The following is a 15,675-nucleotide window of genomic DNA, read 5'->3' as shown; positions in this document are numbered from 1 at the left end:
AGGCTTTAACAGATAATGAACTTGCTACAGTCACGGATAAAATACAAGGGTGTAAAAAATGACTTTATATATGATTGTAATATATTGTTGTAGGGATAAAGTTGTTTATGATTGTGACAGCATATCATACAGCTTTGTATGATTCCCCACAAATTCCCTTTTCCCATGTAGCGGACAATCCTGGCGGAAGCTCCGGTGAACGGATAGGTATTCAATGCCTTGAAATAGCGTTGGGTAACATTCCTTTTCGTAGGGTCTTTCAGACTTTTAAAAGCGGACAACAGTCCTTTCAGCAGTCCGTATTGGCTGCTGGTATGGTAAGATGTAGCCTTAGGGTGCCGGCGCCAGTATACCAGTCCTTCATTGATGAAACTTATCGCTCCTGATGTGACGGCTGCCAACATCAACAATGAATCATAGGAAATATGCGGCTCTTTTTTTACCGCTTCCATGAAACGGGACATGATGGATCTGTCGAAGAAACATTCATGTCCGGGGACATAGGGCTTTATCAATAGATATAGTGGATTATAGATTACATTTGAGGCGTTTTTCATTCCCGATGTATGTTGGGGATCATCGGTGAACAACACTGAATTATGGAACAGCAAGCTATGTCCTGCCATGTGTTTCAGAAGAACTTCAATTTTATCGGCACGCCAGATATCGTCCTGGTCGGTAGAAGCGATATAGTCGCCTTCAGCCCGGGTGAAAGCTATGGAAAAATTATGGTTAAAGCCTAACGGCTGTTCATTGATAAAAAGCTTTACGCGGGAATCTTGGTGTTGGTATTTACGGACAATGTCTACTGTATGGTCGGTTGAACGGTCGTCCTGGATAATCAGTTCATGTATAGGGTAGGTCTGGTTCAGTATGGAATCAATCTGCTCCTGAAGAAATTTTTCTCCGTTATAGGTACACATCACTACCGAAACTTTCACCTGAGGCATAAGGGTTGCTTTCATAAGAGGCTTCATCTGTATTTTCTATCTGCAAAAGTAATAAAGATAGATAAACTTATCTTATTTTTGTATCGAAAACAGAGAGACTGATTATGAGAAAGATGCTTTTAGTTCCAGTAGGAGGTTTGGCTAACCGTATGCGTGCTGTAGCTTCAGCCTATACGTTGATGCAGCGGCTGGGGGGTGAACTTCGGGTAGTATGGTTCCGTGACTGGGCACTGAATGCACCTTTTGGTGATCTGTTTGAGCCGGTGGGTGAAAGGGGAGTCTCTGTCAGGGAGGCTTCACTCAAGGATCTGCTGATTTATGATCGCCCTAGAAAACATAATTTTTATATTCCTGTCCTTTTCCAGAAAATATTATTCCATTCGTGTATGTATGAACGGAAGGTAGGGCCGCTTTGTTATCAGGAATCTTTCTGGAGAAAGTGGGCGTCACAAGGAAAGGTGTATATGGCTTCTTACGACCAGTTTATGGCGTACGACAATAGGTTGGTACAGTCAATGTTCCGTCCGGTAGACCTTGTCCGTAGGGAAGTTGAACGTCGCTGTAGTCTGTTTTCAGATTATACGATAGGGCTTCATATCCGACGTACTGATAATGTTGTATCTATCCGGCAAAGTCCGTTGGAACTGTTTTATTCCCGTTTGGATGAAGAGTTGGATGCACATGCCGGCTTGTGTATTTACCTGGCTACTGATTCGGAGAAAGTAAAGTCGGATTTACGTGGCCGGTATGGGAAAAGATTGCTGGTGGCCGATGCGGTTGCCGACAGAGGGTCTGTGCGTGGAATACAAGATGCCGTTGTTGATATGTTCACGTTGTCGCGCACTTCTAAAATATACGGTTCTTCCGGGAGTTCCTTTTCAGAACTGGCGGCTCAGCTGGGTGACGTAACGCTGGAAATAGTACGCAGATAATCATGCTTTTTTCTTTCTTATCAGATAGCTTAGACTTTCTTTGAATGTTTCAGATCCGGTAATCCACATGAGTCCGGTATAAATTATTGCCGCAACGGTCATTTTAGTCAGAATGAGCAGGTATATGTTGGTAATCTGCCGACTGAATAAATAAGTTACTGCCATGGTAAACAATGCGATACCGGCGTATGGTACCACATCTTTCAGAGCTTTCCAGAGTGGAAGCCGAATCTCTTTATAGAGGAAATAATGCCATATGAACAGCCAGCCAATGTTAATGGCTACGTAAACCGTGAGCATGGTCTGCAGGCCATAAGGGCTAAGTGTCAGCATGACAATCAGTTGCAGGATACCCAATATGATGGTATTCCACATGAAAATATTTGATTTCCCTTTACTGATGATCAGGTTTGAGTAAAGGGCTGTAATGGGGATAAAGGCTCCTCCTATGGCCAGAATCTGCAGTATATGTGCACTGGGCAACCATTTGGCCGTAATGGTAATGGTAATCAGTTCAGGGGCGATGAGTGATAGTCCCAGCATGGCCGGGAAAGCGATGAAGGATGTGAATCTGAGCATCTTGCGGAATACCCGTTGTTGCCGTTCGAGATCGTTACCCACTTGGTTGAACATGGGTTGTGCCACACTGCCTACCATACTGCTGATAAATGAGTGGCCCATGTAGTTCCATTTGTTGGCCTGATTGAATTGGCCTACTTCCTTTTCCGAATAGTACTTGCCTAGGATTATGGAGAATAAGTTGTTGTTGAAATGGTTGAAAATGTTGGTAACCATCAGTTTCGTGCTGAAATTAACCATATCTTTCAAGGGGGTGAAACTGATTTTCAGGCTTGGTCTCCAGGGTGAGAAACTCCATAGGCATATATTCAGAACGCTGATGTAAACGATACTTTGAGTGGCGATACTCCAGTAGGAACATCCTAAGTAGGCCATGATGATACCTACGACTCCCGATACAGCCAGTCCGCTGATGCTGGCGATTGTTTTCTGTTTTACCATCAGGTTGCGGAACAGGTAGGCGTTCTGTGAAATTCCCAAACTGGCGATGACAAAGCCCAGAAAAGAGTAGCGTGCCAGTGGAACCAGCTTTTCATTACCATAGAAGTTGGCAATGAGCGGGGCACAAAAGAACAGAATCAGGTAGATAGTGATACTGATGATACTGCTGAACCAGAATACGGCATTGTAGTCTTCGTGCCGTATTTCTTTCTTATTGGCCAAAGCGGAAGTGAATCCGCTTTCCTGAAGTGAGGATGCAATAAGCGAGAAGATACTCAACATACCTACCATTCCATAATCGGTGTCGTTCAGAATACGTGAAGTTACGATTCCGAATACCAGATTCAGGAACTGCATAGCACCGTTGTTTATGCCGCTCCAGAATAAGCCTTTTGCCGTTTTTTCTTTGAGTGATTCTGCCACGTCAGTTGTAGGAGGGTTAAAGGGAAAAGAAAATTGAGAATGGCGGTCGGAAGACCGTTCATTCCCAATTCTCGATAGTTGAAAAGATTATTTCACTTCACTGCCCGGTTTTACTTCCTTTAAAACGGAAGTGACAGCCAGTGAACCGTCAAAGTTTTCGGCACTCAGAATCATACCTTCACTTACCAGTCCGTTCTTGAACTGACGCGGAACCAGATTGGCAATGAACAATACCTGTTTGCCTACCAGTTCTTCAGGTTTATAGTGTTGTGCTATACCGCTTACGATTGTACGGTTTTCAAGGCCGTCGGCGATTTTGAATTTCAACAGCTTCTTCATCTTAGGTACAACCTCACATTCCAGGACCGTTCCGACCCGGATATCCAGCTTGTCAAAGTCTTCGATGGAAACAGTCGGCTTAATCGGATTGGCTTTGTAATTGGCCGCTTCATTGGCTTTCTTGGTATCCAGCAGTTTCTGTACTTGTGCTTCGATAGCAGCGTCTTCTATCTTTTCGAACAGCAGCTCTGCCTTGTTCAGCAGGTGGCCTTCTTTCAACAGGTCGGTACGTCCCAGCTGTTCCCAGTCGAATGATTCCATATTCAGCATATGGCGCAGCTTTTCTGAACTGAATGGCAGGAATGGTTCGAACGCGATGGCCAGATTGGCTACCAGTTGCAATGCGATGTTCAGGATAGTGGCCACACGGTCCATGTCGGTCTTGGCCAGTTTCCATGGTTCTGTATCGGCCAGATATTTATTTCCGATACGGGCCAGATTCATTGCTTCTTTTTGTGCGTCACGGAACTTGAATACGTCCAGCAGTTTTTCTACCTGACTTTTGACATCGGCAAATTCCTTCAGGGTTTCCTTATCGTAGTCGGTCAGTTCGCCACAGACAGGAACTTTCCCATCGAAATATTTGTGGGTCAGTACTAAAGCACGGTTTACGAAATTTCCATAAACGGCAACCAGCTCGTTGTTGTTGCGTGCCTGGAAATCTTTCCAGGTAAAGTCATTGTCTTTGGTTTCTGGAGCGTTGGCTGTAAGCACATAGCGCAGTACATCCTGCTTGCCAGGAAAATCACGCAAGTATTCATGTAGCCATACTGCCCAATTCCGTGATGTGGATATTTTGTCGCCTTCCAGATTCAGGAATTCGTTGGCCGGGACATTGTCCGGAAGGATATAGCTTCCTTCGGCTTTCAGCATGGCTGGGAATACGATACAATGGAATACAATATTGTCTTTTCCGATGAAGTGGATGAGTCGGGTCTCCGGATCTTTCCACCATTTTTCCCATGAATCAGGGAGCAGTTCCTTGGTGTTTGAAATATAACCGATTGGTGCATCGAACCATACGTACAATACTTTGCCGTCGGCTCCTTCTACCGGTACAGGAATACCCCAGTCGAGGTCACGGCTGACGGCACGTGGCTGTAGACCCATATCGAGCCAACTCTTGCATTGTCCGTAAACGTTCGGACGCCATTCTTTATGGTCTTCCAGAATCCATTTGCGTAACCATCCTTCATGTCTGTCGAGAGGAAGGTACCAGTGTTTGGTTTCCTTCATGACCGGTTGGCTGCCGCTGATGGCACTTTTAGGATTGATCAGTTCGGTAGGCGACAATGTACTGCCGCATTTTTCGCATTGGTCACCATATGCACCTTGGGCATGGCAATGTGGACATTCACCGGTAATATAGCGGTCGGCGAGGAATGTGTGTGCTTCTTCATCGTAATATTGCATGGAAGTCTTTTCGATGAATTCCCCTTTGTCATATAGTTTGCGGAAAAAATCGGAAGCAGTCTGGCTGTGGACTTTTGACGTAGTACGCCCATATACATCGAATGAAATTCCGAATTCCTTGAATGAATCGCGGATAAGCGTATGATAGCGGTCTACGATATCTTGTGGGGTAACTCCTTCTTTCTTGGCACGGATGGTAATAGGTACTCCATGTTCATCCGATCCTCCGATAAAGAGAACTTCTTCTTTTTTCAGGCGCAGATAGCGCACATAGATATCAGCTGGTACGTACACCCCAGCCAAGTGACCGATATGCACCGGTCCGTTGGCGTATGGCAGAGCCGATGTGACAGTTGTCCGTTTGAATTTCTTTTCCATATATGTTTATATGTTAATATATTATTTTTGATACATGTTTACTGCCTGCAAAGATATAGATTTTATTGCTATTTATGAATGGTTTACACGAAACATGTGAAAAAGAGGGTGATAAAGGGAGGTTGAAAAGAGGGATGGCCGGAAATGACCTGACGTTTTGATGGAAGAACCTGGTCTTTGTCTTGAAAGAACTTGATGTTTTGACAAAAAGAACTTGAACTTCTGGACAATAGATCAAATTCTTTTCCGGAAAGTTCAAGTTCTTTCTATCATATCCAAATTTGGAAACATATCGGTAATTGTCAGGTGTTATAACGGAGTATTGTTATTTTATATAACATTCGTTATTTATATCCTGCCCGACAGCTATCCTGCCCAATTATCCCGGTCCAGGTTACGGTAACTGATGGCTTCGGCCAGATGGTGGGGCAAGATCTGTTTCGACTCCTCCAGATCGGCTATGGTACGTGCCACTTTTAATATACGGTCATAAGCTCGTGCCGAAAGGTTCAGACGTTGCATGGCATCTTTCAGCATACGTAAGCCATGGGCATCAGGTTGGGCATAGAGATGGAGCTGCTTGGAATTCATTTGTGCATTGCAGTGGATGCCTGTACAGCCGGAAAACCGGTCGGCCTGTATTCTGCGTGCCCGGATAACCCGTTCACGTATGGCCAGGCTTGTTTCTCCGGGATTCTGTTCGGACAGTTTTTCAAATGGAACCGGAACTATTTCAATCTGGATATCGATACGGTCTAGCAAAGGACCGGATATTCGGTTCAGGTAGCGTTGTACCTGGTTAGGAGTACATACACATTGGCGGGTAGGATGGTTATAGTATCCGCAAGGACAAGGATTCATGGACGCTATAAGTGTAAAGCTGGCCGGATAGTTAAGGGTATATCTGGCGCGTGATACGGTTATGTACCTGTCTTCAAGGGGTTGGCGAAGGACTTCCAGAACGTTCCGGCTAAATTCGGGCAGTTCATCGAGAAAAAGGATTCCGTTATGTGCCAGGCTGATTTCGCCGGGCTGTGGAGAGCTTCCTCCACCTACCATAGCTACTTGTGAAATGGTGTGGTGTGGACTTCGGAAGGGGCGTACAGCTATCAATGAAGAATTCTTGCCGAGTTTTCCGGCTACAGAATGAATTTTGGTGGTTTCAAGGCTTTCGGCCAAAGATAACGGAGGCAGTATTCCCGGCATACGTTTGGCCATCATGGACTTTCCGCTTCCTGGAGCACCTATCATAATGAGGTTGTGTCCTCCTGCCGCAGCTACTTCCAAGGCCCGTTTTACGTTTTCCTGCCCTTTTACATCGGAAAAGTCGTAAGGAAAGTCGTATTGGCTACGATAAAATTCTTCCCGCGTGTTGACTGTAGTTGGTTCAAGGGCCTTGTCTCCGTTAAAGAATCGGATAACTTCGGTAATATTTTCTACACCATATACATTCAGGTTATTGACCACAGCTGCTTCCCGTGCGTTCTGTTTCGGGAGAATGAAACCTTCGAATCCCTGTTCACGGGCTGTGATGGCAATAGGTAGCGCTCCTTTAATGGGTTGCAGGCTTCCGTCAAGACTTAATTCTCCGATAATCAGGTACCTGTCAAGTTTATCCGAAGAGATGGTTCCGGTAGCCGCCAATATGCCTATCGCAAGAGGCAGGTCATAGGAAGAGCCCTCTTTACGGATATCGGCAGGAGCCATATTGACTACGATCTGACAGGTGGGAAATTTATATCCGTTTACCTGGAGTGCCGATACAATCCGTTCATGGCTTTCTTTTACTGCCGAATCGGGTAGTCCGACTAGAAAAAATTTGATGCCTCTTGAGCTGTTTACTTCAATGGTTACAATGGTGGCGTCTATCCCTTGGACGGCTGCGCCAAATAGTTTTACGAGCATTTATGTCAAATCTGTAATGGGTTATTTCTTTTTGGTCAAATCCATGACTTTATTATATAACGCATTACCATACAGATTTTTCATAATTATTTTCCGATTGTGGTCAATCAATATGTTGGCAGGCAATTCATTTATCCGGTTTTGTTTTACCAATTGATTACTCCAGCCTTTGTAGTCGCAGGATTCTACCCATAGTTCGGAATCTTCTTTGCATGCGGAAATCCAATTGTCTTTATTGTAGTCAAGTGATATGTTGATTACTTTTAGTTTGTTTTTGGGCAGATCCTTGATTTTGGTATAGATTGAATCTCTTTTTTCGCAACTTGTGCGATCCCAGCTAGCCCAGAAATTCAGTAAGGTATACCCGTCTTTATCATTGTTCCAGGAAGTATATTTACCGTTCCGGTCCTTGCATGAAAAGTAATTGACCTGGTCTTGTGAACTTGTTCTACCGGTCTGTGGATCCAGTGATTTCAGAATAACTCCCATGATACGGCAATCCTTGACATTTCCGCTTAGAGGTTTGATCAGTTTTTCTATCTTATCAGGATCGGGATCCGGAACCTGTACGAAATATTGATTGATCAGATAGGCCGATATAAAGGATTGGGGATGGGAGAGAATAAAGTTTTCAGCTTCTTTCTGTATGGCTGGCAGATTGTTGCTAAGTTTAGATATCGCTTCCATGAATTTCCCGTATTCTCCGTTTTCACCTTCTCCTTGGATAACAGGAGTCTGGAAACTTCCTTTGATAGTTATCTCTTGTGACGGTTCTGCAACAATCGGTATTATTTCACCTTCCGATGAAAGTAAACGGAATAAGATAGTGGTATCCGGAGTAATCTGATAAGTGAACTTTCCGTTTTGGGGATAAATTGTATCCAGCTTTGAACTCGGGTCGTCGTATACAATCAATACATGGCTGTTGTCTTCGATTCCATCGAGTGTGGCCTGCAGTGTGAAGGTGGATGACTTTCCGCAGGAGATGAGCCCGATAGATATAATAAGCAGGAAAACTGTTTTTTTCATGATTCCGGTTTGTTTGCTGCAAATGTAACTAATTTATTTGTAATGTTCAAAATCCGGATGGAGTACGACTATTATGGAAATAAAAAAGCCGGAATGCGGTGGCACTCCGGCTTTTTTATTTTATATACTCAGATATTATTTGATTTCGTTAGCATATTTGGCGAATTCGCGGTCATTCTGAGCTTTTGCAGCCAATGTAGCATCTTTCTGAGCTACCTTAGCCATGCTTGATTTTACCAAGTCGGCATTGTTGGTTCTAGCACCTACAATAGCCATCAGGTAATCAGTGTAAGCGTCCGGATTCTTGACTGCTTCCAAAGTACTCTTAGCTTTGTTGTAGTCTTTTGCAAGGATCTGAGCCAAAGCTGCAGAGTTTGTCTTGGTGTCACCGAATGCGTTTACAGCACGGTCGTACTGACCTTGTTTGATATACAGGTTACCCAATGCTTCATTAGCTGAGTTAGCACCGGTTGATTTGCTCAAGTAAGTTTCAGCGTCAGCTACGTTACCTTTAACCAATTCACAAAGACCCATGTTGGTGTTAGCTTCTGCAGAATTTGCATTCTTGGCCAAAGCTTGTTTGAAGTAGTTTTCAGCAGCAACCTTATCACCGGCAGCGTATGCCAACATACCCAGATTGTTGTATGCACGGCAGTCATTCGGATAAAGTTCTACAGTTTTCTTATAGATAGCTTCTTTACGGGCATTGTCGTTAGTAAGAGTTGCAGCGTAAAGCAATTCTTCTACGCTCAATACTTTAGCATCCTGATCGAATGCAGCATTGATTTCTTCATCGCTACGGCCGATTACATCGTAGTTGGCTGTCAAGCGTGCACGACGCAACTGAGGCAGGATTTCGTCAGCCAAAGTCTTGTAAACAGATGAGATGTTCTTGATTTCTGTTTCGCGCTGTTCCGGATCTTGATACATAGAGAGAACACGTAAGATCAGATCCTTATCCTGGATGTTTGATTTAGAAACCAATTCCTGGAAACCTTCCCAGTCCTGAGCAGTATATTTAGCGTCAACTTCAGTTTCAATCTTACCTTTCTTCAATTGTTTGTTCAAGTAAGATTCTGTGTTGTTCTGACGTTTTTCAGCCAAACCGGTATTCAGTTTAACACCACCATCAGGAGAAGCATAAGCTGAGATTTCGATATTGTTCAGTTTGAAGTTCTTTGTATCGCCTGCAACTTCAACCACTTTCTTGTTGAATGCAGCCAAGCTATCTGATTTCAGTTCGCTTGCACGCAAGTTAGCCTGCTGGATCAAGAACATGATGTTAGCCTGCTGAGCCTGCTTGATGATACGCTGGTAAGCATCCTGAGCTTCAGCTGCATTTGCAGAAGCAACTGTAGGCAGTTCAGATGTAGCGATTACACCATCAGCGATTTTTACAGAAGGAATAGTGTATTCCTTTTTACCTTTCTTGATCTTGAAATCAAGATACAGTTCTGATTTAGCCATTTCTGGAACATAATCAAAAGAAGCTTTCATTGTATAGGTACCACCAGTCTTGTAAGAAATAGTCTGGTCGTTGCCCTGTACTTTTTCGCCCTGGAATGTTGCTGGCTGGCCTTTAGCTTCGCCACCTTCCCATCTCAAGACAGGAGTAACTTCAACGATTGCATTTTTCTTGAAGTATTTCTCAGGGAATTTACCTGTAATGGTAACAGGAACTTTACCACCGATAGCTTCCAAAACTTCCGGATTTGTGGTGAAGTAGTCGGAAGACAGCTCACCCATCTTGCTACAAGAAGAGAGAGCAAGTACTAACAATGCCACTAACGGCAAATACAACTTTTTAATCATGATTTTTAATGTTAGGTTTGTATATTAAATTTTTATCTTTTATCTAGTTGTTTTCATATTTCGAGCTACCTAGGGGCAAAGATAAGAAAAACTATATTACGTATTAACTTTTTATCCTATTTTTTCGGGGAAATATTAAAAAAAATATTAAAATCAGATTTTTTCATTTAACATATTGCTTGTTGTTGCGTGGGTGGTGTTCTATAATTTCTTGTCGGAGCATATTCCGGTCAATATGGGTATAGATTTCAGTCGTTCCGATACTTTCATGCCCGAGCATGCATTGGATGGCACGCAGGTTGGCCCCACCTTCCAGCAGGTGGGTGGCAAAAGAATGACGGAAAGTATGCGGACTGATGGTCTTTTTAAGTCCTATTTTGTCGGCTAATTCTTTGATAATGTGGAATACCATGATGCGGGAGATGTTTTTTCCGAACCGGCTGATGAATACATAGTCTTCGTATCCGGGTTTGATCAGAGTTTGGTTGCGGTCAATGAAATAATTTCTGATTTCATTGATTGCTCTCGGTGAAATGGGTACCAGACGTTGCTTGCTGCCTTTTCCTTCAACTTTTATAAACTGTTCGTTCAGATAAAGGTCGGATATCTTCAGGTTGCATAATTCGGAAACACGTAACCCGCAGCTGTAAAGTGTTTCAAGGATGGCACGGTTACGCTGGCCTTCCTTTGTACTTCGGTCAATCGATCCTATCAGGCTGTCTATTTCCGCTACGGTAAGTACATCTGGCAGATGCTGCCCTATTTGGGGTGATTCCAACAGTTCTGAAGGGTCTTGTTCTATGTAGTCTTCAAGAAGAAGAAACCGGTAGAATGAACGTACTCCTGACAAGATTCTTGCTTGTGAACGCGGGTGGATTCCGATGTCGTGAAGTCCTGCCGAAAAGTTTTCCAGATCTTCCAGGGTCGCTTGTGTATAATCGATGTTTTCCAGAGTGAAGAAGGCGAGCAGTTTGTCGAGATCTGTAAGATAAGCCTGTATGGTATTTTCCGACAATGATTTTTCCAGTTTCAAGTATTGTTTATACTTTATTATTATCTTCTCGGATTTCTCGTGAGTTTTCATTTCTTTTTCGTAACTTTGTGCCAGATTTCTCAACAAAGTTATTAAAGTTTTTGTTTTGAACCGTATATGAGAATACAAATAATCAATGGTCCCAATATCAATCTGTTGGGGAAACGGGAACCTACCATTTATGGGTCCAGATCTTTTGAGGACTATCTGGCCGATCTGAAAGAGATGTATCCTTCTGTTGAATTTGATTATTATCAGTCGAATGTGGAAGGTGAAATGATCAATAAAATTCATGAAGTCGGCTTTTCTTATGATGGAATAGTTTTGAATGCGGGAGCGTATACCCATACATCCATTGCTTTGCAGGATGCGATTCGTGCAGTGACAACACCGGTAATTGAGGTACATATATCGAATGTCCATACTCGTGAAGAGTTTCGTCATAAATCGATGATTTCATGTGCCTGTATGGGGGTAATCTGTGGCTTTGGCCTGGATTCATATAGATTGGGAGTAGAAGCTCTTTTACATGCAAAAAAATAAATTTATATATTATGATGCTTAAACAAACCAAAATCGTTGCGTCCATTTCGGACTTACGCTGTGAAGTGGATTTTATCAGAGACTTGTTCAATGCGGGAATGAATGTTGTGCGTATGAATACCGCTCATGCAAACCGTGAAGGGTTTGAGAAACTGATCAAGAATGTCCGTGAAGTTTCAAACCGTATCGGCATTTTGATGGATACCAAAGGTCCGGAAGTCCGTACAACAGCTTGTGTGGAAGGTCCGATTGATTTCAAGACTGGTGATAAGACCCAGATTGTAGGTAAACCTGAGCAGGGAACCACTCATGATTGTATTGCAGTGAGTTATCCCGACTTCGTTCATGATTTGTCGGTCGGTGCCCATGTCCTGATGGATGACGGTGAGCTGGATATGGTTGTTGTCGACAAGAATGATGAGGCCTTGTTCTGTGAAGTATGTAACGATGCCACTTTGGGAAGCCGCAAGAGTGTAAATGTTCCGGGTGTCCGCATCAATCTGCCTTCCTTGACAGAAAAAGACCGTAACAATATCCTTTATGCCATAGAAAAGGACATTGATTTCATAGCTCATTCATTTGTACGTAACAAGCAGGATGTCTTGGATATCCGTGAGATTCTGGATGCCCATCACAGTGATATTAAAATTATTGCCAAGATTGAGAATCAGGAAGGTGTAGATAATATCGATGAGATTCTCGAAGTTGCCGACGGCGTAATGGTAGCCCGTGGTGACTTGGGTATTGAGGTCCCTCAGGAACGTATTCCGGGAATTCAGCGTAAGTTGATCAAGAAATGTATTTTGGCCAAGAAGCCGGTTATTGTGGCTACCCAGATGCTTCATACCATGATCAATAATCCTCGTCCTACCCGTGCGGAGGTAACGGATATTGCCAATGCTATCTATTATCGTACAGATGCGTTGATGCTGAGCGGTGAAACGGCTTACGGCAAATACCCGGTAGAGGCTGTCAAGACAATGGCTAAGGTGGCAGCTCAGGCCGAAAAGGATAAGATGGAAGAAAATGATATACCTATTCCATTGACTCCTGAAAATACGGATGTTACCAGTTTCCTGGCCAAGCAGGCGGTACGTGCAACTACGTTGATGCCTATCCGGGCCATCATTACTGACAGTTTCAGTGGTTTGACTGCACGTAACCTGGCTGCATTCCGTGGAAAATATCCTGTACTGGCTATCTGTTATAAAGAAAAGACCATGCGTCATCTGGCTTTATCTTATGGAGTGGAAGCTATTTATATGCCGGAAAAGGCAAATGGTCAGGAATACTACTTCACAGCATTACGTAAGTTGTTGGATGACGGTGTCCTGTCGAAGAATGATATGGTGGCTTATTTGAGCGGCGGTAAAGCGGGAACCAAGACATCGTTCCTTGAAATCAATCAGGTACAGGATGTATTGGATAATGCCGGTGAATATGTTCTGCCTAACCGTAACCGTTATCTGTAATTGACGGATCAGAATAGAAATGAGGAAGGTAAGGCTTTTCTTTAACTTCCTTTTTAACGGAGCAAGATTAAAGAGATGAAAGAAACGGACGCTTTGGATGAGTATATACTTCATCATATTGATGAAGAAAGTGATTATTTGAAAGCTTTATATCGTGCTACCCATGTAAAGTTGTTGCGTCCGCGTATGGCTTCCGGGCATCTGCAGGGAAGGATGTTGAAAATGTTTGTACAGATGATACGTCCGAAACAGGTATTGGAAATTGGTACTTACAGCGGATACTCTGCTTTATGTCTGGCCGAAGGATTGGAAGAAGGGGCAATGCTTCATACGTTTGAAATCAACGACGAGCAGGAGGACTTTACCCGTCCGTGGTTGGAAAATTCTCCTTATGCCGATAAAATAAAGTTCTATATAGGTGATGCCCTGAAGATTGTGCCTGATATGGATATAATGTTCGATTTGGCTTTTGTTGACGGGAACAAACGTTTTTATGTGGAGTATTACGAAATGATTCTGAAGAAGATGCCTTCCGGAGGTTATATTATAGCCGACAATACGTTGTGGGATGGGCATGTTCTGGAAGAAGAACCTCATCATACCGATACACAGACTATCGGAATCAAGAAATTTAATGATCTGGTCGCTACCGATTCACGTGTAGAGAAGGTGATTTTGCCTTTACGTGACGGTTTGACCATTATTCGTAAAAAATAAAAGATGTATTATGGAAACTACCAGACAAAATAAGATTGCTCGTCTGATCCAGAAGGAGCTGAGCGAGATCTTTCTGCTGCAGACGAAAGCCATGCACGGTGTGCTGGTTTCTGTCAGTATTGTACGCATCAGTCCTGATATGAGTTATGCCCGTGTTTATCTGAGTGTATTCCCTTCGGAGCGGAGTGCGGAAATTGTTAAGAATATCAATGATAACATGAAGTCTATCCGTTTTGAATTGGGGAACCGGGTACGTCATCAGTTGCGTATTATTCCGGAACTGAAATTCTTTGTGGACGACTCCTTGGATTATGCAGCCCACATAGACGAGCTGTTGAAAAAATAATAGTTGTCATAATGAAAATGGCGGAGAATAGGGAATATAATATATAAGGTGTATAGGCCGTATTCCTTGTTCTCCGTTGTTTTTTCATCAAGTCATATTAGTTAGAAGCATGAATTTTCCATTCTATATAGCCCGCCGGTACTTGTTCTCGAAAAAGTCGCATAATGCAATTAATGTGATTTCAGCCATTTCGGTATGTGGTGTTGCTTTGGCTACATTGGCCTTGGTGTGTACTTTGTCGGTCTTTAACGGTTTCCAGGATCTGGTGGCGACATTCTTTACGGCTTTTGATCCTCAGTTGAAAATAACGGCGGTAAAGGGTAAGGTTTTCAGCGGGCAGGATCCACGTATACTGAAAGTCAAGGAACTTCCTTCCATAGAGGTGGCTTCAGAATCGTTGGAAGATTATGCTATGGTCCAATATCTGGGGCGGCAGTCGATGGCTACAATCAAAGGTGTAGAAGATAATTTTGAACAGCTTACTCCCATTGACAGTATCCTGTTCGGACGCGGAGATCTGATTCTGCATGATGAAGTGGCTGATTATGCCATTCCGGGTATCCAGTTCCTTTCTACGTTGGGTACCGGCATCCGTTTTTTGGATCCTTTGGAAATATATGCTCCCCGTAGAGGAGCCAAAGTGAATATAGCCAATCCATCTTCCAGTTTCGTAACGGGGAATCTGTTCTCGTCTGGCTTGGTTTTCGCCGTGAATCAGGAAAAGTATGATGCCGCTTATATACTTACGTCTTTACGTTTTGCACGGAAACTTTTTCAATACACCGATGAAGTCAGTGCTATAAACCTGAAATTGAAGTCTGAAGCCAATGAGCGTTCTGTAAAGGAACAGATCAGTGATATTCTGGGAGATGATTTCCGGGTCGAAGACCGCTATGAGCAGCAGTCGGATACGTTCCGCATTATGGAAATCGAGAAATTGATTTCTTACCTTTTCCTTACCTTTATATTGATGATTGCGTGTTTCAATGTTATCGGTTCGTTGTCAATGCTGATTATTGATAAGCGTGACGATGTGGTAACGTTGCGTAATTTGGGAGCAAACGATAGACAGATAATACGTATCTTTCTATTTGAAGGCCGGATGATTTCGTTCTTAGGAGCTTTTATCGGGGTCATATTGGGATTGGTCCTTTGCTGGTTGCAACAGGAATACGGCCTTATTTCCTTGGGAAATTCCGGTAGTTTTGTAGTAGATGCTTATCCCGTAAGTGTCCATGTATGGGATGTTGTCCTGATTTTTGTTACTGTTCTGGTAATCGGTTCCTTGTCTGTATGGTACCCGATACGTTTCTTGAGCCGGCGTCTGTTAAATAAGTAGATACAACTGCCTTTGTATCTGTAA

General features: G+C 43.3%; 13 protein-coding genes. 6 read left to right on the top strand and 7 right to left on the bottom strand.

Features of this window, described 5'->3' with window-relative positions; translation table 11 throughout:
• Positions 1–5: 5 nt before the first annotated feature.
• Positions 6–965, bottom strand: coding sequence for a glycosyltransferase (locus tag BQ7489_RS12160; RefSeq protein ID WP_162617807.1), 960 nt, complete (start codon positions 963–965; stop codon positions 6–8).
• An 89-nt stretch (positions 966–1,054) separates the two neighbouring features.
• Between BQ7489_RS12160 and BQ7489_RS12155 the strand changes: the two genes are divergently transcribed.
• A complete protein-coding gene (locus BQ7489_RS12155) occupies positions 1,055–1,882 on the top strand; it encodes an O-fucosyltransferase family protein (protein ID WP_072531222.1) in 828 nt (275 codons plus the stop codon).
• Here the strand turns inward: BQ7489_RS12155 and BQ7489_RS12150 are convergent, their stop codons facing one another.
• The 6 genes from BQ7489_RS12150 to xerD all read right to left on the bottom strand — a co-directional run bounded on the left by BQ7489_RS12150 (position 1,883) and on the right by xerD (position 11,285).
• Complete coding sequence (locus BQ7489_RS12150) at positions 1,883–3,325, bottom strand: lipopolysaccharide biosynthesis protein (RefSeq protein WP_072531221.1); 1,443 nt, start codon at positions 3,323–3,325, stop codon at positions 1,883–1,885.
• An 87-nt stretch (positions 3,326–3,412) separates the two neighbouring features.
• Complete coding sequence (metG, locus tag BQ7489_RS12145) at positions 3,413–5,455, bottom strand: methionine--tRNA ligase (protein ID WP_072531220.1); 2,043 nt, start codon at positions 5,453–5,455, stop codon at positions 3,413–3,415.
• A gap of 366 nt (positions 5,456–5,821) precedes the next feature.
• Positions 5,822–7,360, bottom strand: a complete 1,539-nt coding sequence (locus BQ7489_RS12140) for a YifB family Mg chelatase-like AAA ATPase (RefSeq protein ID WP_072531219.1) — start codon at positions 7,358–7,360, stop codon at positions 5,822–5,824.
• Between the two features lie 21 nt (positions 7,361–7,381).
• A complete protein-coding gene (locus BQ7489_RS12135; RefSeq protein WP_072531218.1) occupies positions 7,382–8,389 on the bottom strand; it encodes a DUF4369 domain-containing protein in 1,008 nt (335 codons plus the stop codon).
• Positions 8,390–8,524: 135 nt separating this feature from the next.
• Complete coding sequence (locus BQ7489_RS12130; RefSeq protein WP_072531217.1) at positions 8,525–10,201, bottom strand: tetratricopeptide repeat protein; 1,677 nt, start codon at positions 10,199–10,201, stop codon at positions 8,525–8,527.
• Between the two features lie 163 nt (positions 10,202–10,364).
• On the bottom strand, positions 10,365–11,285 hold the full coding sequence (xerD, locus tag BQ7489_RS12125; protein WP_072531216.1) for a site-specific tyrosine recombinase XerD: 921 nt from the start codon (positions 11,283–11,285) through the stop codon (positions 10,365–10,367).
• Between the two features lie 66 nt (positions 11,286–11,351).
• On the opposite strand from xerD, the gene aroQ reads away from it, so the two are divergent.
• From aroQ to BQ7489_RS12100, 5 genes are all read left to right on the top strand, one after another.
• Positions 11,352–11,777 carry a type II 3-dehydroquinate dehydratase gene (aroQ, locus tag BQ7489_RS12120; RefSeq protein ID WP_072531215.1) on the top strand — a complete coding sequence of 142 codons (426 nt, stop codon included), beginning with the start codon at positions 11,352–11,354 and terminating at the stop codon, positions 11,775–11,777.
• Between the two features lie 11 nt (positions 11,778–11,788).
• On the top strand, positions 11,789–13,249 hold the full coding sequence (gene pyk / locus BQ7489_RS12115) for a pyruvate kinase (protein WP_072531214.1): 1,461 nt from the start codon (positions 11,789–11,791) through the stop codon (positions 13,247–13,249).
• A 75-nt stretch (positions 13,250–13,324) separates the two neighbouring features.
• Entirely contained in the window at positions 13,325–13,966 is a 642-nt protein-coding gene (locus BQ7489_RS12110; protein ID WP_072531213.1) for an O-methyltransferase, read from the top strand.
• 10 nt (positions 13,967–13,976) lie between these two features.
• On the top strand, positions 13,977–14,312 hold the full coding sequence (gene rbfA / locus BQ7489_RS12105) for a 30S ribosome-binding factor RbfA (RefSeq protein WP_072531212.1): 336 nt from the start codon (positions 13,977–13,979) through the stop codon (positions 14,310–14,312).
• A gap of 109 nt (positions 14,313–14,421) precedes the next feature.
• Positions 14,422–15,651, top strand: coding sequence for an FtsX-like permease family protein (locus BQ7489_RS12100; RefSeq protein WP_072531211.1), 1,230 nt, complete (start codon positions 14,422–14,424; stop codon positions 15,649–15,651).
• Positions 15,652–15,675: the final 24 nt, after the last annotated feature.

It is taken from the genome of Bacteroides ilei, from assembly GCF_900128495.1.
Taxonomy (GTDB): Bacteria; Bacteroidota; Bacteroidia; order Bacteroidales; family Bacteroidaceae; genus Phocaeicola; species Phocaeicola ilei.
Note: the sequence above shows the minus strand (reverse complement) of the source record. Positions and strands in the feature narration are given on the sequence as shown.

Bases quoted from the DNA above. Each gene is read 5' to 3' on its own strand.
- BQ7489_RS12160 (WP_162617807.1), bottom strand. From the start codon at position 965: ATGAAAGCAACCCTTATGCCTCAGGTGAAAGTTTCGGTAGTGATGTGT.
- BQ7489_RS12155 (WP_072531222.1), top strand. From the start codon at position 1,055: ATGAGAAAGATGCTTTTAGTTCCAGTAGGAGGTTTGGCTAACCGTATG.
- metG (WP_072531220.1), bottom strand. From the start codon at position 5,455: ATGGAAAAGAAATTCAAACGGACAACTGTCACATCGGCTCTGCCATAC.
- BQ7489_RS12140 (WP_072531219.1), bottom strand. From the start codon at position 7,360: ATGCTCGTAAAACTATTTGGCGCAGCCGTCCAAGGGATAGACGCCACC.
- BQ7489_RS12135 (WP_072531218.1), bottom strand. From the start codon at position 8,389: ATGAAAAAAACAGTTTTCCTGCTTATTATATCTATCGGGCTCATCTCC.
- BQ7489_RS12130 (WP_072531217.1), bottom strand. From the start codon at position 10,201: ATGATTAAAAAGTTGTATTTGCCGTTAGTGGCATTGTTAGTACTTGCT.
- xerD (WP_072531216.1), bottom strand. From the start codon at position 11,285: ATGAAAACTCACGAGAAATCCGAGAAGATAATAATAAAGTATAAACAA.
- aroQ (WP_072531215.1), top strand. From the start codon at position 11,352: ATGAGAATACAAATAATCAATGGTCCCAATATCAATCTGTTGGGGAAA.
- pyk (WP_072531214.1), top strand. From the start codon at position 11,789: ATGATGCTTAAACAAACCAAAATCGTTGCGTCCATTTCGGACTTACGC.
- BQ7489_RS12110 (WP_072531213.1), top strand. From the start codon at position 13,325: ATGAAAGAAACGGACGCTTTGGATGAGTATATACTTCATCATATTGAT.
- rbfA (WP_072531212.1), top strand. From the start codon at position 13,977: ATGGAAACTACCAGACAAAATAAGATTGCTCGTCTGATCCAGAAGGAG.
- BQ7489_RS12100 (WP_072531211.1), top strand. From the start codon at position 14,422: ATGAATTTTCCATTCTATATAGCCCGCCGGTACTTGTTCTCGAAAAAG.